Annotated in this window: 22 protein-coding genes; 14 read left to right on the forward strand and 8 right to left on the reverse strand. The window is 71.7% G+C overall.

Going from position 1 to position 19,291, the window contains the following annotated elements:
- The first annotated feature begins 21 nt into the window (after nucleotides 1-21).
- The 5 genes from BSL84_RS02045 to BSL84_RS02065 all read left to right on the forward strand — a co-directional run bounded on the left by BSL84_RS02045 (nucleotide 22) and on the right by BSL84_RS02065 (nucleotide 2,412).
- Nucleotides 22-405 carry a gas vesicle protein gene (locus BSL84_RS02045; RefSeq protein WP_079273084.1) on the forward strand — a complete coding sequence of 128 codons (384 nt, stop codon included), beginning with the start codon at nucleotides 22-24 and terminating at the stop codon, nucleotides 403-405.
- Nucleotides 402-1,301 (forward strand): GvpL/GvpF family gas vesicle protein, encoded by a 900-nt coding sequence (locus tag BSL84_RS02050; RefSeq protein ID WP_234308306.1) that lies wholly within the window; start codon nucleotides 402-404, stop codon nucleotides 1,299-1,301. Before BSL84_RS02045 ends, BSL84_RS02050 begins: the two co-directional genes overlap by 4 nt.
- Nucleotides 1,298-1,576, forward strand: a complete 279-nt coding sequence (locus tag BSL84_RS02055) for a gas vesicle protein (protein ID WP_075969671.1) — start codon at nucleotides 1,298-1,300, stop codon at nucleotides 1,574-1,576. Before BSL84_RS02050 ends, BSL84_RS02055 begins: the two co-directional genes overlap by 4 nt.
- Nucleotides 1,573-1,905 carry a gas vesicle protein K gene (locus BSL84_RS02060; protein ID WP_045321020.1) on the forward strand — a complete coding sequence of 111 codons (333 nt, stop codon included), beginning with the start codon at nucleotides 1,573-1,575 and terminating at the stop codon, nucleotides 1,903-1,905. Before BSL84_RS02055 ends, BSL84_RS02060 begins: the two co-directional genes overlap by 4 nt.
- Before the next feature lie 72 nt (nucleotides 1,906-1,977).
- Entirely contained in the window at nucleotides 1,978-2,412 is a 435-nt protein-coding gene (locus BSL84_RS02065) for a hypothetical protein (RefSeq protein ID WP_075969672.1), read from the forward strand.
- 142 nt (nucleotides 2,413-2,554) lie between these two features.
- Here BSL84_RS02065 and BSL84_RS02070 read toward each other — a convergent pair whose 3' ends face one another.
- The 3 genes from BSL84_RS02070 to BSL84_RS02080 form a co-directional block, all read right to left on the reverse strand.
- On the reverse strand, nucleotides 2,555-2,905 hold the full coding sequence (locus BSL84_RS02070; RefSeq protein WP_030036572.1) for a hypothetical protein: 351 nt from the start codon (nucleotides 2,903-2,905) through the stop codon (nucleotides 2,555-2,557).
- A 482-nt stretch (nucleotides 2,906-3,387) separates the two neighbouring features.
- A complete protein-coding gene (locus BSL84_RS02075) occupies nucleotides 3,388-4,923 on the reverse strand; it encodes a PQQ-binding-like beta-propeller repeat protein (protein ID WP_075971940.1) in 1,536 nt (511 codons plus the stop codon).
- Between the two features lie 337 nt (nucleotides 4,924-5,260).
- Nucleotides 5,261-6,268, reverse strand: coding sequence for a hypothetical protein (locus tag BSL84_RS02080; RefSeq protein WP_075969673.1), 1,008 nt, complete (start codon nucleotides 6,266-6,268; stop codon nucleotides 5,261-5,263).
- Nucleotides 6,269-6,853: 585 nt separating this feature from the next.
- Between BSL84_RS02080 and BSL84_RS02085 the strand changes: the two genes are divergently transcribed.
- The 4 genes from BSL84_RS02085 (at nucleotide 6,854) to BSL84_RS02100 (ending at nucleotide 10,036) form a co-directional block, all read left to right on the forward strand.
- Nucleotides 6,854-7,336, forward strand: a complete 483-nt coding sequence (locus tag BSL84_RS02085; RefSeq protein WP_030031414.1) for a lamin tail domain-containing protein — start codon at nucleotides 6,854-6,856, stop codon at nucleotides 7,334-7,336.
- A gap of 118 nt (nucleotides 7,337-7,454) precedes the next feature.
- Nucleotides 7,455-8,132 carry a M15 family metallopeptidase gene (locus tag BSL84_RS02090; protein WP_234363391.1) on the forward strand — a complete coding sequence of 226 codons (678 nt, stop codon included), beginning with the start codon at nucleotides 7,455-7,457 and terminating at the stop codon, nucleotides 8,130-8,132.
- 140 nt (nucleotides 8,133-8,272) lie between these two features.
- Nucleotides 8,273-9,574 (forward strand): LCP family protein, encoded by a 1,302-nt coding sequence (locus BSL84_RS02095; protein ID WP_234363392.1) that lies wholly within the window; start codon nucleotides 8,273-8,275, stop codon nucleotides 9,572-9,574.
- A gap of 213 nt (nucleotides 9,575-9,787) precedes the next feature.
- The gene (locus BSL84_RS02100; protein ID WP_075969674.1) at nucleotides 9,788-10,036 is read left to right on the forward strand and encodes a hypothetical protein; all 249 of its coding nucleotides are present in this window, start codon (nucleotides 9,788-9,790) and stop codon (nucleotides 10,034-10,036) included.
- Nucleotides 10,037-10,070: 34 nt separating this feature from the next.
- Here BSL84_RS02100 and BSL84_RS02105 read toward each other — a convergent pair whose 3' ends face one another.
- Both BSL84_RS02105 and BSL84_RS02110 read right to left on the reverse strand, forming a co-directional pair.
- Nucleotides 10,071-11,303, reverse strand: a complete 1,233-nt coding sequence (locus BSL84_RS02105; protein WP_045321028.1) for a cation:proton antiporter — start codon at nucleotides 11,301-11,303, stop codon at nucleotides 10,071-10,073.
- Between the two features lie 4 nt (nucleotides 11,304-11,307).
- Nucleotides 11,308-11,778, reverse strand: a complete 471-nt coding sequence (locus BSL84_RS02110) for a cation:proton antiporter regulatory subunit (RefSeq protein WP_030029139.1) — start codon at nucleotides 11,776-11,778, stop codon at nucleotides 11,308-11,310.
- 297 nt (nucleotides 11,779-12,075) lie between these two features.
- Here BSL84_RS02110 and BSL84_RS02115 point away from each other — a divergent pair, with 297 nt between their 5' ends.
- From BSL84_RS02115 to BSL84_RS02130, 4 genes are all read left to right on the forward strand, one after another.
- Nucleotides 12,076-13,035 carry a HAMP domain-containing sensor histidine kinase gene (locus BSL84_RS02115; protein ID WP_030029141.1) on the forward strand — a complete coding sequence of 320 codons (960 nt, stop codon included), beginning with the start codon at nucleotides 12,076-12,078 and terminating at the stop codon, nucleotides 13,033-13,035.
- Nucleotides 13,032-13,688 (forward strand): response regulator, encoded by a 657-nt coding sequence (locus BSL84_RS02120; RefSeq protein ID WP_030029142.1) that lies wholly within the window; start codon nucleotides 13,032-13,034, stop codon nucleotides 13,686-13,688. Before BSL84_RS02115 ends, BSL84_RS02120 begins: the two co-directional genes overlap by 4 nt.
- Before the next feature lie 124 nt (nucleotides 13,689-13,812).
- Nucleotides 13,813-14,454 carry a ScbR family autoregulator-binding transcription factor gene (locus BSL84_RS02125; RefSeq protein ID WP_075969675.1) on the forward strand — a complete coding sequence of 214 codons (642 nt, stop codon included), beginning with the start codon at nucleotides 13,813-13,815 and terminating at the stop codon, nucleotides 14,452-14,454.
- A gap of 163 nt (nucleotides 14,455-14,617) precedes the next feature.
- Nucleotides 14,618-15,049 carry a VOC family protein gene (locus BSL84_RS02130; protein WP_030029147.1) on the forward strand — a complete coding sequence of 144 codons (432 nt, stop codon included), beginning with the start codon at nucleotides 14,618-14,620 and terminating at the stop codon, nucleotides 15,047-15,049.
- 60 nt (nucleotides 15,050-15,109) lie between these two features.
- Here the strand turns inward: BSL84_RS02130 and argG are convergent, their stop codons facing one another.
- Nucleotides 15,110-16,561, reverse strand: a complete 1,452-nt coding sequence (gene argG, locus BSL84_RS02135) for an argininosuccinate synthase (protein WP_030029148.1) — start codon at nucleotides 16,559-16,561, stop codon at nucleotides 15,110-15,112.
- 132 nt (nucleotides 16,562-16,693) lie between these two features.
- Here argG and BSL84_RS02140 point away from each other — a divergent pair, with 132 nt between their 5' ends.
- On the forward strand, nucleotides 16,694-17,437 hold the full coding sequence (locus BSL84_RS02140) for a hypothetical protein (RefSeq protein WP_045321031.1): 744 nt from the start codon (nucleotides 16,694-16,696) through the stop codon (nucleotides 17,435-17,437).
- 13 nt (nucleotides 17,438-17,450) lie between these two features.
- Here the strand turns inward: BSL84_RS02140 and BSL84_RS02145 are convergent, their stop codons facing one another.
- Together BSL84_RS02145 and BSL84_RS02150 are read right to left on the reverse strand one after the other, a co-directional pair.
- The gene (locus BSL84_RS02145; protein ID WP_030036914.1) at nucleotides 17,451-18,239 is read right to left on the reverse strand and encodes a class I SAM-dependent methyltransferase; all 789 of its coding nucleotides are present in this window, start codon (nucleotides 18,237-18,239) and stop codon (nucleotides 17,451-17,453) included.
- Nucleotides 18,240-18,435: 196 nt separating this feature from the next.
- On the reverse strand, nucleotides 18,436-19,278 hold the full coding sequence (locus BSL84_RS02150) for a dienelactone hydrolase family protein (protein ID WP_030036916.1): 843 nt from the start codon (nucleotides 19,276-19,278) through the stop codon (nucleotides 18,436-18,438).
- Between the last annotated feature and the right edge of the window lie 13 nt (nucleotides 19,279-19,291).

Below are 19,291 nucleotides of genomic sequence, written 5' to 3' on the forward strand. Positions count from 1 at the left end.
CCGGCAACACCGCACGCCGCAATGCCCGGTCACCACCAGGGCTCTTCCGCGAACCTCGCGGACATCCTGGAACGCGTGCTCGACAAGGGCATCGTGATCGCCGGAGACATCCAGATCAACCTGCTCGACATCGAGCTGCTGACCATCAAGCTCCGCCTGCTGGTCGCCTCGGTCGACAAGGCGAAGGAGATGGGCATCGACTGGTGGGAGCACGACCCTTCCCTCTCCTCCCGCGCCCGCCCCACCCGCCCCGTGGACAGCGGTGGCGGGGGCGGCAGCCGGGAGGAGCTCCTGGCCCGGGAGAACGAGCGCCTGCGCGGCGAACTCGATCGCCTGCGCTCCGGCCCCTCTCACGATCAGCAGTCACAGGCGGACACCCGCGAGCGGACGGAGGAGTCGCGGTGAGCACACCGGAGCAGACCTGGAAGGCCGCCGACGCCCCTCCTCGCGCGACCGAGGCCGTGGCCCGGCCCGAGGGAGAGGGAGCCGGCGCCCGCCCCCTGATGGCCTACGTGTACGGCATCGGCCGGGACGGGGAGAAGCTCCGTGCTCTCGCCCGCTCGGCGGCCGGTGTCGACGGCCACGCCGTCGCCGTCGTCGCCGCGGGCGGCCTTGTGGCCCTGGTGTCGGCGGTGCCGGCCGTCGCCTTCGACGAGAGCGCCTTGCAACACCGACTGGGGGATCTCGGCACGCTGGAGGACCTGGCCCGAGCCCACCACGCCGTGGTGGACGCGGCTTTCGGCGAGGCGGTGTTCCTCCCGCTCAGGCTGGCCACCGTTTACCGCGACGAGCCCCGGGTGGCCGACGTGCTGCTCGAACACCGCGACCGCTTCGCCCAACTCCTGGCGTGGCTCGACGGTCACGTCGAACTCGGCGTGAAGGTCCACGTTGACTCGGCCGCCGCCGTGTCGCGGGCCACCCCCGCCGGGACCGCTGAACCGCCGGCGCCGAGCCCCGGCCGCGCCTACCTGCAGCAGCGCAGGCAGAAACGGCACAGCACTGAGGACCTCTACCGTGCCGCCGGCGCGGTCGCGGACGAGGTGGCGCACGCCGCGCGGACGCTCGCGACTGCAGCTGTCGTGCACCGCCCCCAGCAGGGCGAGCTGTCCGGCCGACGCGAGACCAACATCGCCAACCACGCCTATCTGGTGCCCGCCGACGCCGAAGAGCGCTTCCGCCAGGCAGTGCGCGCGGCGACGCGTCCCGCGGCCGGAGTACAGGTGGAGGTGACCGGCCCCTGGGCGCCATACTCCTTCGCGGCTCCTGCGCCGGATCCACGGGCGGACGGGGCGCCGCAATGAGCACACCGTTCCTGAGCGACGGCTCCCCCGAGTCGCCAGAGCGGCTGTCCGGCCCGCCGGTGGCCCTCATCGACCTCCTGGACCGCCTGCTGACCGGCGGCGCCGTCCTGACCGGGGACCTCGTCCTCTCCATCGCCGACGTGGACCTGGTCCACATCAACCTACGCGCGGTCATCCGGTCGATCACCGCGGACGAGCCCGCCCCCTGGACGCGAGCCCCCGACGCCACCGCCGGTACCTCCTTCGACGACCGCCCCACAGCGCCCAGGAGGTGACCGCAGTGGAAGACCCGCACACCACCCACGGCGGCAGCGCCCTGGCACAACGGCTTTCCGTCGACCCCGACACGGTCGAACGCGACCTGATCAAGCTCGTACTCACCATTGTCGAGCTGCTTCGCCAACTGATGGAACGCACCGCCGTACACCGCGTCGATCAGGGCGATCTCGCCGAGGACGAGGAAGAGCGCATCGGCATGACGCTGATGATCCTCCACGAACGAATGGAAGAACTGTGCAAGCGGTACGGCCTGACCATGGACGATCTCAACCTGGACCTGGGCCCCTTGGGCTCACTTCTCCCCCGCGATTTCCCCAGCCCGTGAAGAACGGCACGCAGCCCCTGTCCGCGGAATGCCCCCCGTTTCACCGGCCCAACACAGGCAAGAAGGAGTGTCATGACTGAATCGAACGGAAGCGCCAGGACTTCGAGCAATACCACCACCCGGAAGTCGCCCGCCAAGCGTGCCGCGTCGGCCGCGAAACGCGCCGAGTCGAAGGCCACCAAGGCAGCCACCGACACCGCATCGTCTGCCCGCGACGCCCACGAGACGGCGACGACAGGCATTCAGTCCGCAGGCGAGCCAACGAAAAACGCCGGCCGGGCGGTCGCCGGCGGCTTGCAGACTGGCCAGAGGGCCGTAGCGGCGAACGCCGCCAAGGCAGCCACTGCGGCCACGGCCGCTTGGGTGGTCGTCAAGAACCGGAAGGTGATCGCTGCGAGCGCGGCTGCGGGCCTCGTCGGTGTCGCCGGGGCCGCGTTCGCCGCGGGGCGCTCGACGGCCAAGCCCCCGGTCGGGCCACTGACCAGGCTCATGGGCGGCCGAATCTGACGGAACCACAGGTCGCGTACAACCGACGCCCGCCGATCCGCTCCGAACCTCGGAGCGGATCGGCGTCGTCTGCGCCGTGGCGACGTCTGGCCGATCAGGCCGAACCGCGTTCCCTGGTCCGGCCTGATCGACAGCACACCGCTCAGCAGGGTCCGGCCTTCCAGTAGTACTCCACGACGTCCTCCCGGTACTCCCGGTCCGCGCGGTGCTGGTCGGGCAGGAACTGAGGCGCGTCTTCCACCCGCCCCCTGCTCAGGCTCAGATGAAGCGTGCGCCTGTCCCGGTCGATCCGCGTCACCGCACCCGCCGGTATCAACAGCTTTCCGAAAATCCATCCGCCCGCGTCCACCACCAGGAACGCGTTGCCCGCCTCCGCGGAATGTTCGTCCACTTCCCCGATGTGCCCATCGGTCGCCTCCACCCGCCATCCGGTCAAGTCGATGCCGGCCAGCTCACCGCACGAAGAGCCAAAGCTCCACGGATCGTCCACCACTACGGATACCCCTCGCTTCTCAAAACCTCGCCGCCAGTACTCCGCGCAGCGTTCGACATCCCGGGGCCCCAGCGGGTCAGGAGGCCTCCGGCATCGTCGGTACGGCGCGCCCCTCGTGTGCCCCTTCCCACCGTGCTCACGCCGGAGCCACGGCCCAGATCACCGCGCAGCTCACCTCCCGGCCGAAGAAGTGTTGTCCCAGGCTGCGCTGTGCGACGCGTAACTGCTGGGGCGCCTGGGGCAGGAAGTGGTCACGCTTCCACCTTCGACGTCACCCAGGGGCCGGGCCTGGTGACTCTCGCGCCCTGCAGCACGGAGGCACGCAACTTGGCCGGGAAGATCCACGGAGCGCGCGACCGGGCGCACGGCTGCGATGGCCTGCCGGCGGACTGCGGGGAACACGGCGTGGCCGCAGGCCCTGCGGCCTCGCCCACGTCTGAAGCGATTGTCGACCCGTGATCGCTTCACCAGTACGGCGGCAGCTACGTTGTGTAGGTAGGTCGCTCCGCAGCCGAGCATTCGAGGATGCGGCCGTCGCTGGTGCCGATGAGGAACCGGCCGTTGGCTGTGACGGTGAGAGCGGTAGGTACGGCGGAGACCGCACCGACGGTCAGGTGCTGCCGCCAGCGCACGGTGCCGTCACCCAGGTCCAGTGCGACCACCTCTCCATCGTCGTACCCGATGTAGACGGTAGCCGCGTCGGCGTCCAATGCGGCAGCCTTCCGGTCAGTACGGAACACCCACCGCGGGCGCCCGTCGGTCGTCTCGCGCCGGACGACGAACGACCCGCCGGGCTGGAGCCCCTGTCCGTGATACACGGTCCCGGCGTGGACCAGGGTTCCGTCCTCGACCTCGACGCCCGGACCGCCGAAATGGGTCTCGCCGGGCTCCCAGGAGTACCGAAACAGCCGCCGGGCCGACTGTGCAAGGGGTACGACGGGCCTCCCGGTCGCGGGCCCTTGCACGTCCACGGCCGCGACCCAGCACTCGCCCTTGGAGGAGTTCGGCTGACCCGGGGGTCGGAGAATCGACTGGAAGTAGATGCGGCGTCCACCCCGGACGGGAAGCCGGCTGCGGTCACCATTGCGTCCGTCCGGTGACAAGGCCGGCCGGCCGTCGGTGCAGCGCACCAGCGAAACGGGCGCCGACGGGACGATGCCGTCGAGTTGTTTCCCGTCGGCGAGGGAGAGGCGGACGACCGACTGGGGAACGGAGTCGCGCATGCCGCGGCGGCGTACAAGCCCGACCCAGGCGGATCCCTCGTCCGCGGCGACGACGATCTCGCGCCCGCCCTCCTCGTCCGGAACCATCCACGCACGCTCCCCCGAGGGCAGCCAGGACTCCATCTGCACTCCGGCGAGTGTGGCCAGTGTCCGACCGTCCGAAAGGACCTCGACCGCGCGGACATTGCGACGCGGTTCCCAGTCCGTGCTCAGCTCCGAGAGCAGCCGGCGGGCGACCTCACTGCCGTCGGGACGCGGTGCCGGCACCCGCGGCCCGGCCAGGTCGTAGTCGGTGAGGGACTTGGCAGGTACAGCGGCCCAGTCCGGTCTGCGCACAACCGCGACATGTCCTTCGTCATGTGCGGTGTCGTCCTGCCAGTCGTCGTGGGGCGCCATCACCACCCGCAGCGCCTGATCATCGAGCCATTCCAGCTCCAGGACCTGGCGGCCCAGCCAGTGCTCGACAAGCGATACGGCCGTGCCCGTCTCCAGGTGCAGCAGGAGCAGCTCGCCTTCGAAGAAGTAGCCTCCGTCATAGTGACCGGTGCCGACCGCAAGGAGTGGAAGCGTGGGATGGAAAGCCATCGTGTGCACCGCGTAGCGCGAGCGGACGAGGGCGTGACAGGCCAGGTCACCCGTGCCGTAGACACCGATGGGTGCAGTGCCGCCGAACTCGTACCCGCCCGCTACGGCGAGCAGGCCACGCCGCTCGTCGGCGGTGGCCAGTACAGGGTCACCGATCTCGGCGAAGGAACGGTCGCCGAAGATCCGGTCGACGGAGAGCGGGATGGTCATAGCGTCGATCTTCGCAGTGTCCGGGAGATCGTCGGGGCCCGCGGCCATGTCCAAAGCCTCGGCTGACGCTGACACGCCGCATGTCGCAGAGCACTGACATTCCCATGTCGCCCGACAGGCCGATGAGGGGGCACCAGCGTCCGGCAAGCTCGACCGGACACAGCTCGCACCCTCGCCGGACTCGGCATCGATGGGGCAGAAGCCGACCGAGCGAACACGTCCCAGGGTGGGCAGCACCTCGCGAATCGCTCAGGCTGACGAGGCCTTCAGAAGGTCACCTGGACAGCTCGCGTTCCTGCTACGGATCAAGGGCGTCGCGCACGCCGTGGACAGCGTGCTAGCTCGCGAGCGCCTGGAACAGCGCGTCGATCTCGCTCCGGGTCGCGATGGCCGGCAGGGTGTCGAAGTACAGCTCCCACTCGCCCTTCGGGCCGACCCGCTCGACTATCCCGAACGGGACCTGCGGGCCCTCGGGGCCGGCCTTCATCGTGCCGTGCCACTCGACGTAGGTGGTGGTCCGGCCGAAGGCCGCCTGGCCTGCCTTGAACTCGACGTCGACGCGCTCGAACAGCCTCTTGAAGTAGGCGGTCTTGCCCTCCTTGGTGGTGAGCGGCCGGTCCAGGCCGGGCCCATACAGCCCGGCCTGCCCCGTACGGGCGGCCAGGGCGGCGGCGTCGCCGCTGTTCCAGGCGGCGAGGCGGGCGGTGATGTCCTTGGGGCGGAACCGGTCGGGAGCCCGACCGGCTGCCGTCCCGTGCCCGGCGGAGCCCGCCGGGTCCGCGATGCCGGCGAAGAGCGCACGGGGCCGCTCGGAGTCGGGCAGGACCTCGAACAGTTCGTAGCGGTCGTAGTAGCGGCGGGCCTGGATGGTCTTGCCGTCGTCACCGAGGACATTGCGGGCGATCTGCGGGTAGCTGACCTTCCGGCCCTTGAGCGTGACCGTGTTCTGCTGGCCGAACATCATCACCGAGCCCTCCGTGACCACGTTCGTGCCGCGGTAGCGCAGGTCCGGGACGAGACGGAGCGAGCGGGAGATCGAGGTGCCGATGTCGGCGTGCCCGCGCAAGGCCGGGCCGCCCGCTTCCCAGAGGCTGGCCTCCGGGTCGAAGATGTCCAGGTACGTCTGGATGCTCGGAGCCTCGCCGAAGGCGATCTGCCGCTTCATGAAGGCGCAGGCGTTCGGGGTGATCCGTCCCTCCAGCCGGTCCAACTTGGCGCGGACCCCGGCGCACTCACCGCCGTCGTTGGTGGTGGCGGTGGCGGTGGCCGGCATGCCGACAGTGAGGCCGGCCAGGAGGGCGGCCACGGCGAGCAGGCCGGTGCGGGTGTGCCGACGCAGGTTCATGTTTGGGTCCCCGTTCGTGAGAGCCGGGCGCTCGGGTACTGGTCGTCAGGCCGCTGAGCGCTTGCCCGGCTTCGATGGATCAAGGTTCGTCCTCGGAGCCGGGGAAAACGATTACCTGCCGGGTCATGCGCGGCAGGGGGAGCGCCGGCTGCCCCGGCCGCGCGGGTACGGGAGGCGTCCGCCGCTTGGGAGAACGCGTCCTGGAGGCGCGGCCGTCCGGTCGCAGCACCGTCTCGCCGTTGCGGCAGACCTCACCGGTGTAGGCGTCCACCGCGTGGAAGGGATGACCGGGCCGCATGCTCACCCGGACGAGAGACGTCCGGCCCACGGTGACGGCTGCGTCGCCGGGTCAAGGCGCCACGTGCCGGGGCGGGTCGACCACCCCCCGCCTCTCCACACCCGCTTCGGTCACGTTTCGTAAGCACACAATTACTTTCGGAAACCGTGGTCACACGGGAGAGTTATGGATATGTCGGGTTTGGGCAACACGAGGCTTATGTGCGGCACTTCGTGGATGTCGGCGGCCAGAGTGTGGCTCCCCGGCAGGACACCGGGAACCACTGAAGTCGAAGGGTTTTCTTCTCCATGTCTGCTTCTCGCGCCACCCGCCGCACCCTCGCCGCCCTCCTGGCCGCCGGGACCCTGCTCGGGGCCGCCGCCCTGCCCGCCGCGGCCGACGACCACCGCCGCGGCGGCCACCGCGGACCCCACTCCTCCCTCTCCATCGGCGACGTCCGGTACGAAAGCGGCCCCCGCCACGACCGCTCCAACCGCGCCCTGAACCGCGAATGGGTCGAGATCAGGAACACCGGCCGCCACAGCGTCAACCTCCGCGGCTTCACCCTCACCGACCAGCAGGGCAACCGCTACCGCTTCCCCGACTTCCGCCTCGACGGCCGCTCCGCCGTCAAGGTCCACACCGGCCAGGGCCGCGACACCCGCCACGACCTCTACCAGGACCGCAACCGCCAGATCTGGAACGACCGCGACACCGCCACCCTCCGCGACCAGCGCGGCAACGTCATCGACACCGAGTCCTGGGGCCGCCGCGGACACCACCGCGGCTGACCCCGCGCGAGGGCAATGCGGCTGTGGCGTCGGGCGCGGTCCCGCCGCCACGGCCGCCCGCTCCCGTGCGGCCGATCCCGGCATGCCCGGCCGCGGCCGGCGCCGTAGCCTTTGTCCCGTGCGCCACACCACCGCGGCCGCGGCCGTGACGGCCGCTCTCTGCGCGACCGCACTGGCCTGTGCCACACAGGCCGCTCCGCCACGGTCGCCGGCCGCGCCGCCGGACCCGCCGGCCCGCTTCAGCGCGCGGGTGACGAGCGTGCCGCAGGAGAAGCTGGGGTCCTCCTACCGGGTGGGCTGCCCGGTCCCGCCGGACCGGCTCCGGCTGATCCGCATGAACCACTGGGGCTTCGACGGCCGCACCCACACGGGCGAGATGGTGGTCCACGAGAACGCCGTCCGCCCCGTCCTCCACGCCTTCGAGCGCGCCTTCGAGACCCGGTTCCCGATCCGCAGGATGCGCGTGACGGCCGAGTACCGCGACGACGCGGAGGCCATGGCCGACGACAACACCTCGGCCTTCAACTGCCGCCCGGTCACCGGCGATCCCCGGCGCCTGTCGCAGCACGCGTGGGGCGACGCGGTCGACGTCAACCCCGCGGAGAACCCGTACGTCGACATCCGCGGGGTCGTCCACCCGCCGAACGCCCGCGCCCACCTCCGGCGCTCCCCGGCGCGCCCCGGGCAGATCCACCGGGGCGACGCGGTGTACGCCGCCTTCCGCGAGGCGGGCTGGCAGTGGGGTGGCCGCTGGGCCAACCCGGACTACCAGCACTTCTCCGCCAACGGCGAGTGAGGGCCGGGGGGCCGCCACGCGGGTGACTCCGGCGTGTGCGCGACGCCCCCTCCCCAAGAGGCCCCTACAGTCGCGGTTCGAGATGATTCGTCCTGTTTGGGGGATTCACATTGCGTCGACTCGCCGTTGCTCTCGCCTGTGTGACCGCCCTCTCCTGCGGCGCCCTCGTCGGCCCGCGGGCCGTATCGGCCCACACCGCGGCCGCGGCGGACGGCGGGCGGGGCACGAACATCCTCGTCGTGGGGATCGACAGCCGCGCCGGGCTGTCGGCAGCCGAGAAGAACCGGCTCCATGTGGGCGGGAAGGGCTGCAACTGCACCGACGTGATGATGCTCGTACACCTGGCCGAGGACGGGCACCGGGCGAGCGTCGTCTCCATCCCGCGCGACTCCTACGTCCCGTACGCGGGCAGCGCCGTCCCCGCGCGCAGCGGCAAGATCAACGGGGCGTACGCCCTCGGGGGCGGTCCGCTCACGGTCGCCACCGTCGAGAAGGCCACCGGCCTGCACATCGATCACTACCTGGAAACCGGATTCACCGGCTTCGAACAGACCGTCGACAACCTCGGCGGCGCGACGGTGTGCACGGACCGGCCGCTGAAGGACGAGAACTCCGGCCTGGACATCGGGGCCGGCCGCCACCACACCGACGGCGACCGGACACTGCGCTACGTCCGGGCCCGGCACGTCAACCTCCGGCCCGGCGACCTGGGCCGCGTCCGCCGCCAGCAGCGCGTGGTCAACGACCTGCTGGCCCGGCTCACCGTCGAGGGCGCGCTGTCCAGCCCGCTGCGCACGGCGCGGACCGTCCGCACCCTGCTGAAGACCGTGCGCACCGACGAACGGACGGGACCGGGCGACCTCATCCGCATCGGCTGGGCGCTCGGCCGGCTGCGTGCGGACCGGATCGAGTTCGCCACCGTGCCGATCCGGCTGTTCGACCACCGCGTGCCGGGGGTGGGGTCCACCCTCGTGTGGCACGAGGCCCGGTCCGCCGCGCTGTGGGACGCCCTGGGCGCGGACCGCCCGATCACCGGCGACACACGGATCCAGCCCGTCGCGGACACCCCGGCGCCGACCAACCCGGCGGCCATCACGGTCCGTGTGGACGACGCCGCCGTGGCCGCGGCCCTGAGCCGGAACGGCTTCGCCGTCACCGACGCCTCCGCGTCCGCGCCGCTTCTCCGGCCCGCGGGCCCGCCGGTCATCCGGTACGCCCCGGGCCAGGAGGAGCACGCCTCGACCCTCGCGGCGGCGCTGCCCGGCTCGCGGCTGGAGGCCGTTCCCGGCCACGACGCGCTCTTCGACGTCGCCGTCGGCACGGAACCGGTACAGGTCAAGACCGTCACCTACGACCGCAACATCGCCGACGGCGCCCCGGTGACCGGCGACACCCTGCGCTGCGCGGAGCCCCCGGCGGCCGTACCGGTGGGCCGGTCGTGACGGCGGGTTCGGAAGATGGGTGCCGGCCCCGATGTACGGGGCCGGCCCGCCGGGCGATGGTGGAGTGGAGGAGCACCCCGTCGCGGGCGGGGTCCGGTGTCGGCACGTCAGCGCGTCCGCCTCGGCCTGCGGTCTCAACGGGCCGTGTAGACAACGGTGTTGTCCGTGGGGATGCCCTCCGGGAGGGCGCCCGCGGGCAGGAGAGGAGCCTCGATGCCGCACCGCAGCGATGAGGCCCGGCGCGCACGGCGCCCGCACAGGCGAGGCCGTCCGCGCCCCGGCCGTACCGCCGGCCGGGTACGGCCCGGCCGGCCGGGGGCCGTTCTCGCGCTCGCGCTGACCGCGGCCGTCGCCGCGGCCGTCGCCGGCGCCGTCCTGCCCCACGGCCTGCTCCTCGCAGCCGGCCTGATCGCGGCCGGGCTGACGGTGATGCGCTCCGGCGCACCCCGCCGGGACGGTTGAGCACCTGCCCTGAGACGGGCCGGCGCCCGTCCCGCTAGCGTTCCCGGGAGGCAGGTTCCGGCAGGGCCGCGGCCGCATCCGGCGCCGGGGCGGCGGACGGGCCGCCCGGGCCGCGGCGCTCCGCGAACCAGGCCGCGATGGGCTGGGTGTAGCGGGCGGTGAGCGGGCCTATGACGACCAGGATGAGGACGTAGGCGGTGGCGAGGGGGCCCAGCGCCGGTTCGATGCCTGCGGTGACGGCGAGTCCGGCGATGACGATGGAGAACTCGCCGCGGGCGACGAGCGTGCCGCCCGCCCGCCAGCGGCCCTTGACGCCGATGCCCGCCCGCTTGGCGGCCCAGTAGCCGGTGGCGATCTTCGTGCCGGCGGTGACGACGGCGAGCGCGAGCGCGGGCAGCAGCACGGGCGGGATGCTCGCGGGGTCGGTGTGCAGGCCGAAGAAGACGAAGAACACGGCGGCGAACAGGTCCCGCAGCGGGCTGAGCAGGGTGTGGGTACCCTCGGCGACCTCCCCGGAGAGGGCGATGCCGACGAGGAAGGCGCCGACGGCGGCGGAGACCTGGAGCTGCTGGGCGATGCCGGCCACCAGCAGCGTGAGACCGAGGACCACGAGCAGCAGCTTCTCCGGGTCGTCGCTGGAGACGAAGCGGGAGATGATCCGGCCGTAGCGGACCGCGACGAAGAGCACCGCGCCCGCGACGCCGAGGGCGATGGCCAGGGTCAGACTGCCCGCCGCCAGGCTCACCCCGGCGAGCAGGGCGGTGATGATCGGCAGGTACACGGCCATCGCGAGGTCTTCGAGGACCAGGATGGACAGGATGACCGGGGTCTCGCGGTTGCCGAGCCGGCCGAGGTCGCCCATGACCTTGGCGATGACGCCGGAGGACGAGATCCAGGTGACCCCGGCGAGGACCACGGCGGCGACCGGCCCCCACCCGAGCAGCAGCGCGGCGGCGGCGCCGGGCAGGGCGTTGAGGGTGAAGTCGACGATCCCGGCGGGGTACTGGGTCTTGAGGTTGGAGACCAGGTCGCTGGCGGTGTACTCCAGGCCCAGCATCAGCAGCAGGAGGATGACGCCGATCTCGGCGCCGATCGCGACGAACTCCTCGCTCGCGCCCAGCGGGAGGAGGCCACCGGTGCCGAAGGCGAGTCCGGCCAGGAGGTAGAGGGGGATGGGGGAGAACTTCAGGCGTCCGGCGACCCGGCCCAGCAGGCCCAGGCCGAGGATGATCGCACCGAACTCGATCAGGAAGACGGCAGAGTGCACGCGATCACTCCCGGCCGAGTATGTCGGCTGCGGCGTCCACGCCTTCGCGGGTGCCGATCAGGATGAGGGTGTCCCCGCCGGCGAGGCGGAAGTCAGGGGCCGGGGAGGGGCGGGCCTCGGCCCGGCGCAGGACCGCCACGATCGACACGCCCGTCTCGGTGCGCATCCTCGTCTCTCCCAGGAGGCGGCCGTTCCAGACCGAGTGCGCGGAGAGCTCGACGCGTTCGGCGACCAGGCCGAGGTCGGTGGTGTGCAGGAGGTTGGGGCTGTGGTGCGCCGGCATCAGCGCGTCGATCAGCGAGGTGGTCTCCGCCGCGGTCAGGTGCAGCGATTCGGCGCAGGCGTCGGGATCGTCCGCCCGGTACAGGCTGACCGTCCGGGTGCCGTCCCGGTGCGCGATGACCGACAGGTTGCGGTGTTCGCGGGTGGTGAGGTCGTACTGGACGCCGATGCCGGGCAGCGGCGTCGTACGCATCCGTGGAGCAGGCACAGCCCATCCCCCTCGTGTTGTGAGCTTTGTGACGGTGGTGCGGCTCGCGTCGGATCCGGGCATGCGGAACCGGCGCGGCGGGTCCATGCTGCCATGCTTTGCGGTACCCGGAACATGGGTGTCGGCACGGATGGACACGGGTCCGCCAGGGTGGTGACGATGGGCCGGGGACGTGGGTTCCGACGCAGGTCGGAGCGGCGGACGGGCCCGGCGGGCCGCGTCGGGGACCATGGGCGGAATGAGATGGGGACGGGAGGCACCGGGCCGGAAAGGGGCGTGGCCATGACGTTGTACTGGCGGATCTTCCTGCTGAACGCCGCCGTGCTCGTCGTGGCGGTGCTGTTGCTCTTCGGGCCGGTGACGGTGTCGACGCCGGTGCTGTTCGGTGAGGCGATCGTGCTGGTCGCCGGGCTGGTGGCGATGCTGGTGCTGAACGCGGTGCTGCTGCGGATCGGGCTGGCCCCTCTGGGGCGGCTGAGCCGGGCGATGGCGACCGTGGACCTGCTCAGGCCCGGCGTCCGGCCGCAGGTCACCGGCCATGGCGAGATCGCCGAGCTGACCGCGACGTTCAACACGATGCTGGACCGGCTCGAAGCGGAACGGGCCACCAGCAGCGGTCGGGTCCTGTCCGCCCTTGAGGAGGAACGCCACCGGATCGCCCAGGAACTCCACGACGAGATCGGGCAGACCCTGACCGCGGTCCTCCTCCAGATCAAGCACGCCGCCGACCGGATACCGGAACCGGTGCGCGGTGACCTGCACCAGGCGCAGGAGACCACCCGGGCCAGCCTCGACGAGATCCGGCGCATCGCCCGCCGGCTGCGCCCGGGGGTCCTGGAGGAACTGGGCCTGCACAGCGCCCTGCGGTCGTTGACCGCGGAGTTCACCACGTCCCGGCTGAGTGTCAGCGCCCACATCACGCCGGGGCTGCCGGCCCTCGACGCGGCGACGGAGCTGGTGCTGTACCGCGTCGCGCAGGAGGGGCTGACCAATGCCGCCCGCCACTCGGGGGCCACCCGGGTGGAGGTGCACCTGCGTCCGCTGCCGGGCGGCGGCACGGCGCTGCTCGTCCGCGACAACGGCCGCGGGCTCCGGGGCGCCGCGGAGGGTGCCGGGATCCGGGGCATGCGCGAACGCGTCCTGCTGATCGGCGCCGAACTGCTGGTCGGCGACGGGCCGAACGGCGGTACCGATGTACGCCTGAACGTCACTGCAGACCGACACGGGGGATCCAGTTCATGACCGCACCGGCCCGCATCCTGCTCGCCGACGACCATGCCCTCGTGCGCAGCGGCGTACGGCTCATCCTCGACGCCGAAGCGGACCTGACCGTCGTCGCCGAGGCGGACGACGGCGCGGACGCCGTCCTGCGCGCCCGCGAGGACCCCGATCTGGACCTCGCCATCCTCGACATCGCGATGCCCCGCCAGACGGGGCTCCAGGCCGCCCGCGAACTCTCCCGGCTGCGCCCGGACCTGCGGATCCTGATGCTGACCATGTACGACAACGAGCAGTACTTCTTCGAGGCCCTCAGGGCGGGGGCCAGCGGCTACGTCCCGAAGTCCGTCGCGGACCGAGACCTGGTCGAGGCCTGCCGAGCCGCCCTGCGCGACGAGCCGTTCATCTACCCCGGCGCCGAGACCACGCTGATCCGCACCTACCTCGACCGCGCCCGCACCGGCGCGAACCTGCCCGCGCGGCCCATCACGGAACGCGAGGAGGAGATCCTGAAACTCGTCGCCGAGGGCCACACGTCGAAGGAGATCGGCGACCTCCTCGTCATCAGCGCCAAGACGGTCGAGCGCCACCGTGCCAACCTCCTGCAGAAGCTGGGCCTGAGGGACCGCCTGGAGCTCACCCGCTACGCCATCCGCGTCGGCCTCATCGAGCCCTGAGTCGACGGGTCGCCGTTCTCATAAAAAAGTACCTGCCGACTGGTTTTCTTTCAGTTCACCCGATTACATTGGCGGCGCACCCCAAGCACACAGCGCGCCGACAGCGATCCGGGAGGACGACCACGTGGCGAGGGCCAGACAGGAACGGGCCGAGATCACCCGCCAGGCCATCCTCGACGGCGCGGCCATCGCGTTCGACGACTCCGGATTCGAGGGCACCAGCCTCAGCGACGTCGTCAGGCACGCCGGAGTCACCAAGGGCGCGCTCTACTTCCACTTCCCGTCCAAGCAGGCACTCGCCCGTACGCTGATGGACGAACAGTTCCAGGTCTCGGAGCACCTTGCGGCGGTCGAGGACCCGGGGCTGCAGACCGCCATCGACCTGACCCACCAGATGGCCCACGGGCTGCGCACGGACGTCCGCATCCGCGCCGGCATCCGCCTGGTCATCGAGTCCGGCTCCTTCACCAACCCGGACCCCACCCCCTACGACGCCTGGATCGCCACCTGCCGTGACTGCCTGACGCCCGCTCAGCAGATCGGTGACATCCACTCCTCGCTCGACGTCGACGCCCTCTCGGTCCTCCTCGTCGGCGCGTTCACCGGCATCCAGATCACCTCGCACGTCCGCACCCGCCGCGAGGACCTCCACGCGCGCGTCACGGATCTGTGGAACTCCTTCCTCCCCGCCGTCGTCCCCGCGGACCGGATCGCCCGGTTCCACCCCGCGGGCACACCGGGGTCGTACGGCTCCCCCACCGACTGACCGCCCTGCCCCCCTGCGGCACCGTTCGTCAGCACAACCCGGTCAGGCCCCGGCGGGCGTTTCGACGTGCGCGCCCCGGCGTGATCGGCGACCGTGGGGACCCGCCACCGGCGCGCACCCCGACCCGACACCCGCCCACCGACATGTGCGAGGAGCCACCCACGTGAACTGGACCATCGAGGTCGTCCCCGTCCCCGTCACCGACCTGGACCGCGCGAAGGAGTTCTACTCCGAGAAGATCGGCTTCGACGTCGACCTCGACGACGAGGTCGCCCCCGGCGTACGCGTCATTCAGCTGACGCCGCCCGGCTCCCGCTGCTCCGTCGCCCTGCTCCAGGGGATGCCCACGCCGCCCGGCGCCGAGGTGATGGCCCCGGGCACCCTGCACGGGCTGCAGGTGTGCGTGACCGACATCGACGCCGCCCACGCGGCCCTCACCGAGCGGGGGGTTGACGTGTCGCCCGTCCGCCACGTCGGCGCTTCGGGCTGGGAGGACGGCAAGGGCGGCACCTGGAACTCCTTCCTCACCTTCACGGACCCGGACGGCAACGGCTGGGTGGTCCAGGAGGCCCCCTCCGACCTCAGCGAACGCTGACGGCGGGCGGCGCGTCCCGTGTCCGGGATGCGCCGCCCGCCGTTGCGGGAGGGAGGCCCGTCAGTCGGTGCCGAACTCCATCGCCGCGCGGTCGAGCATCTGCTCGTCGTCGCCCTCGGCGCGGCCGCGGGAGGCGATGACCTCGGCGCCGCCTTCCGGCATCGCGCCGATCAGGCCCGTCGACGCCGCCTGGGCGGCGCCGATGAGCGTCTCGTGGGTGTTCCCCACGATGCCGAGGGCGGCGTACTGCTCCAGCTTGGCGCGCGAGTCCGCGATGTCGAGGTTGCGCATGGTGAGCTGGCCGATCCGGTCCACCGGGCCGAAGGCCGAGTCCTCGGTGCGCTCCATGGACAGCTTGTCCGGGTGGTAGCTGAAGGCCGGGCCCGTGGTGTCCATGATCGAGTAGTCCTCGCCACGCCGCAGCCGCAGCGTGACCTCGCCGGTGACCGCGGCGCCGACCCAGCGCTGGAGGGACTCGCGGATCATCAGCGCTTGCGGGTCCAGCCACCGGCCCTCGTACATGAGGCGCCCGAGGCGCCGGCCCTCGTTGTGGTACTGCGCGAGGGTGTCCTCGTTGTGGATCGCGTTGACGAGGCGCTCGTACGCCGCGTGCAGCAGCGCCAGGCCGGGGGCCTCGTAGATGCCACGGCTCTTGGCCTCGATGATCCGGTTCTCGATCTGGTCGGACATGCCCAGGCCGTGGCGGCCGCCGATGGCGTTCGCCTCCATCACCAGGTCGACGGCGGAGGCGAACTCCTTGCCGTTGATCGTCACCGGCCGGCCCTGGTCGAAGCCGATGGTGACGTCCTCGGCGGCGATCTCCACGGCGGGGTCCCAGAACCGCACGCCCATGATCGGCTGGACGGTCTCGACACCGGTGTCCAGGTGCTCCAGGGTCTTGGCCTCGTGGGTGGCGCCCCAGATGTTGGCGTCGGTGGAGTAGGCCTTCTCGGTGCTGTCGCGGTAGGGGAGGCCGTGGGCGAGCAGCCACTCCGACATCTCCTTGCGGCCGCCGAGCTCGGTGACGAAGTCCGCGTCGAGCCAGGGCTTGTAGATGCGCAGGTGCGGGTTGGCCAGCAGGCCGTAGCGGTAGAAGCGCTCGATGTCGTTGCCCTTGAAGGTCGAGCCGTCGCCCCAGATCTGGACGTCGTCCTCCAGCATCGCCCGGACCAGCAGGGTGCCGGTGACGGCGCGGCCGAGCGGCGTCGTGTTGAAGTAGGCCCGGCCGCCGGAGCGGATGTGGAAGGCACCGCAGGTGAGCGCGGCCAGCCCCTCCTCGACCAGCGCGGCGCGGCAGTCGACCAGGCGGGCGATCTCGGCGCCGTACGCCGAGGCGCGGGCGGGCACCGACGCGATGTCGGGCTCGTCGTACTGGCCGATGTCGGCGGTGTAGGTGCACGGGACGGCGCCCTTGTCGCGCATCCACGCGACCGCGACGGAGGTGTCGAGTCCGCCGGAGAAGGCGATGCCGACGCGCTCGCCGGCGGGAAGGGAGGTGAGGACCTTAGACATAGGAAGAGTATGCAGCCTCTCGCATGTTCATGCAATCTGGTGGGCGTGTCGGCTCACCCTCCCTCGCCCTTCGGCCCGACCGGGGGGCGTGTGATCATGGCCGTCGGCACAACAGCACCTCATGGGGGGACCATGCGCACCCGCACCCGCACCACCACCGCCAGAACCGCCACGACCGCCGCGACCGGTCTCGTCACCGCGCTCGCGGTGGTGCTCACCCTGGCGGGCTGCAGCGCCGCCCCGGACAAGGGACGGTCCGCGACGGCGGGGCCCACGGCGGCGGCGCCCGCCCCGGCCGCACCGGGCGGCGGCGCCGGATTCGACGGCCCGCGCCCGCAGGACCAGAACCTGCTGGCATGGACCGGTGACCCCAATGACGCGGGCCACGTCACCGCCCAGTCCACCGCCGGGGTCGCCGGCCGGATCACGCTGGTCCGGATCGTCCTGCGCGAGGAGATCACCTGGTCGAACATCTGGCTGGGGCTGGCCGGACTGGACCCCAACGCCCAGCTCGCCAACTGCTACCTCGGCGTGTACGACGCCAAGGGCACGCTCGTCGGGTCGACCGCCGACATCTCGCCCCAGCTGATGACCGACGCCATCGCCAAGCCGCTGCCGCTCGCCAAGCCCTTCAAGGCCGCCCCCGGTACGTACTTCATCGCACTGCTGCTCAACGGCACCTGGGCCACCAACGCCCTCACCCTGAAGTCCACGGGCGCCGGCATCTCCGTCAACGCCGGGCTCACCCCGCCCAACCTGCGGTACAGCAGCATCCTGACCGGCCAGTCCTCGCTGCCGGCCACCGTGGACCTCGGCGAGCAGTCCACGGCCACCATCAACACCGGCTGGGCCAGCCAGTGGTACGCGATCTCGTGACCCCGTCGCAAAGTCAGGCGTCGGCCCCGACGGCGGTGACTCGGATCTTGGACTGGCCGTGGCCCAGCTCTTCCCAGTCCTCCATGAAGCGCGCGGCCAGACCGTGCCGGGCGGCGAGGTCGGTGAGGGTCTGGGTCCGGTAGTAGAAGTCCTCGCGCAGGACTTGGTGTTCGGTGCCGGTGGTGCGGTCGAAGGTGAAGTCGAAGTGGCCGCCCGGCGCGAGGACGCGGCCCACGTGGGCGAGGCATTCGTCGATCACCTCGATCGGCGAGTGCGAGAACACGCTGTGGGCGTGGACCACGTCGAAGTAGGCGTCGGGCAGGAAGTCCAGGGTCAGGTTCCTGGTGATCGTCAGGTGCGGGACCTTGGCCTGGAGCCCGCGCTCGGTCAGCGTCCGCTTGGCGGCGATGAGGATGTCGGGCGAGATGTCGATGCCGTAGTAGTGGCCCGCGTCGAGGTATTCGATGAAGCGCCAGCCGGCGCGCAGGTTTCCGCAGCCGATGTCCAGCATCCGGGCGTCGGGCCTGAGTCCGTGGCCGAGCAGGTAGTCGAACTGCAACTTCCCCAGGGCGAGCCAGCGTTCGTGGGTCTGGCTGCCGACGGCGGCCTCGGGGTTGCGGCGCGTGTCGGAGGCCATCACCGCCCGGTAGTAGCCGACGTGGTCGGGGTGCCTGAAGGCCAGCCACCGGTCGCGCGCGGCCCGCTTGAGGTACGGGGCGATGCGGCTGGGGCGGCTCGCCGCGTAGCGGACCTTGTGGACGAGGGACTCCCGGTTGGCGCTGAGGTTCTTCCTGGTGGCCATGAGCACTCCGTTTCGTCGCACGGCGAGATCCCGGTGCGGCAGACGTGATCAGCTGCCTGAGCGTGGTGGACGCGGGAAGCCCCTCCGGGCGCGAGATGATCCACCGACGGCCTTCTGTGGCGGTTTGTCCTAGATTGCCACCCTTGCTGCCCCCGATCCGCGCAACACGCCCGGAGGACCCGTCGGCGGCGCGCCGTCAGTTCGCTGCCGCGGGGCGGTCTTCGAGCAGGAGGCGGGTGCGGAAGAGGTCGAGGACCGTGTCCAGGGCCTGGCGGGTGGGATGGCCCGGTTCGTCGACGAGGTGCTCCGTCAGCACGGAGTGCGGCGGCAGGGCGCTCCGCGGGTTCGCGTCTCCGTCCTCCAGCTCGACGGCGACGAACGCCTCTCCCAGTTCGCGGCGCAGGTACGCGAACCGGTCGGCCGGGACCAGCCGGTCCCCGCGGAAGCGCAGGCCCAGGACCTGAAGCCCTTCGCGCTCGCAGCGGCCGCGGACCACGGCGAGGTCCTCGGGGCTGATGTCGACGGCCGCGGCCCGGCCTGGGGTGCAGGCGAGCGGCAGCGACGGCTGGGAGAGGACCGGGGCGAGCAGGCGTTCGTCCGTGGCCATGGCCAGGGCGAACCCGCCGGTCAGGCACATGCCCACGGCGCCTACGCCGGGGCCGCCGCACCGCTCGTGTTCGGCGGCGGCCAGGGCGCGCAGCCATCGCACGACGCGGGAGCCGCGGCCCGTGGCCAGCAGGGTGAACTCCCGGCTGACGCACACCCGCCACATGGTCGACGCCATGTAGCGGCCGCTGCTCGCCCAGCCGGCCGAGCGGGGGTCCGGGTCGCGGCCGGGCTCGCCGAACAGCACCGGGAGCACGGCGGTGCAGCCGGCCCCGGCCACCCGTTCGGCGAACTCCAGGACCTTGGGGGTGATGCCCGGGATCTCCGCCAGGACGATCACCGCGGGGCCCGTGCCGGCGCGCAGCACGCGGCGGGTCGTGCCGTCGTGGGTGAACGAACCCTCGGTGAAGCCGGTCAGGTCGTGGTTCGCCATCAGCCCGGTCCTT

The organism is Streptomyces sp. TN58 (assembly GCF_001941845.1).
Classification (GTDB): Bacteria; Actinomycetota; Actinomycetes; order Streptomycetales; family Streptomycetaceae; genus Streptomyces.